Source organism: Treponema sp. R80B11-R83G3 (genome assembly GCF_054786115.1).
This window is the reverse complement of sequence record NZ_BDHF01000193.1, coordinates 1-1,571: the sequence shown is the minus strand read 5'-3', so window position 1 is coordinate 1,571 and position 1,571 is coordinate 1. Positions and strand designations below refer to the sequence as shown.

At 46.7% G+C, this 1,571-nt stretch carries 2 protein-coding genes; both read left to right on the top strand.

The window, feature by feature from the left end; genetic code table 11:
• The coding region (locus ACYVRH_RS12505) for a lectin-like protein (protein WP_461257232.1) at window positions 1-1,159 on the top strand (1,159 nt) is incomplete at its 5' end.
• 121 nt (window positions 1,160-1,280) lie between these two features.
• The coding region (locus ACYVRH_RS12500) for a hypothetical protein (protein WP_461257231.1) at window positions 1,281-1,571 on the top strand (291 nt) is incomplete at its 3' end.

Below are 1,571 nucleotides of genomic sequence, written 5' to 3'. Positions count from 1 at the left end.
ATATTACCTGCAGGCGGTGAATTACAATCCGTCCTCTGCGGAAATAGTGAGCAGGCTGGACATAGTGAACGCAGACATTACCAGCAGCAGCATGGGGAAGGACATACGCAACGCGATAGCGTGGCGCAAGGCATGGGTGGAACGGCTTACCGAGTGTGACCAATTCGTGGTCGGATATGTCAAGAACACGCCGTTGACGATGACTCTTATTTACTCGGCAGATTTCAAGCAGGGAGAAATTGACTGGGACAAGGAGACGATACCAATAAGCATAGACGCGTGTCTTGCCCCATTGGAGTCATGGCCAGTGCCGATAACCGGAGTAGTGAACGCGGTCTACGAAGGTTTCGCCGGTACAGGTCAGGCGGAAACATGGAAGCTGGACTGGCCGTTAAAGAACGCGTCAGGCGGGGCTTCGCAGGTGACGCCTGTTAAGGAAGTGAAATACAATTTAGTGCTTGATTTGCTTAACGACAAAGGGGCGGTGCTTGGGCGGCAGGGAGTGACGTTCTCTTCCGGGTGGAAGATAGAATTCCGTGATGGGAAATCTGTCGGTGTAAAGATACAGACGCCGCAAACCGTCACGTATCCCGCAGTGGACGCGAACAAAATAAGCGAGACGCTGGCGATACGGGTTGCGAGTATAAACGGGCGAATTGTTAACGCGGGATCTGCGGACAGCGTAGCCGTGAAGGCGATGACGGGATATGATTATAAAAAGAATACTTTGCCTAAGCGTGGTACGCTTTACAGCGGGAATGGACATGCGTATGAAGTAATTAACCAGACAATGTCTTGGACGGACGCCAAACTTTATTGCGAAAAACTGGAAGGGCATCTTGCGACAATTACCAGCGCGGGAGAACAAAAATTTATTGAAAACCTGCTTTCAGGTGAAGGAAATAATAAAAATATGTACTGGCTTGGCGGATATACTACTGGCGGGTTCAAGTATCAGTGGGTAACCGGCGAGCCGTTTGTATATGCCAATTGGAATCAGCGGGGTAATGCAACGTTAACCCAAAGGCATGAGGATAAAATGCAAATTTACCGGGTTCCTCATCCATCATACGGTCAATTTGGTAATTGGGAAGACGATACAAATGAAGGTCAAGAAAGCTTTTTCAAAAATACAGGTTTTATCTGCGAATGGGAATAAAGAATTACTCTATAAGGAATTGGAGAAAAAATAATGCACCGTTGGCGTAAATAAAATTTTGTGTAATATTGCGGGCATAGCCCGACCCGACTTGCGGCGGGCAAATATATAAGGAGTTATTATGAAAAAAATGACATCGTTAATTTTACTTTTATTTTTGGTCGCTATGGTAAACATACACGCCCAAACCTACTACACCGGAGACGGCGGAAAAAACATAACGCTAGCCGTGCTTGAACCGGCAGGAAAGAACTTCGCCAAAGATGAAATGTGGATACTGCCTCTAGCGCAAGGCGCGTTCAACACCAACTTCAACAAATATTCTGCTATTAATATTGTAGACAGGCAAAACCTCGACAGGATTCTGACGCAACAACGGGAATCAACGTCAGGGAATTATTCTGAAAGCAGT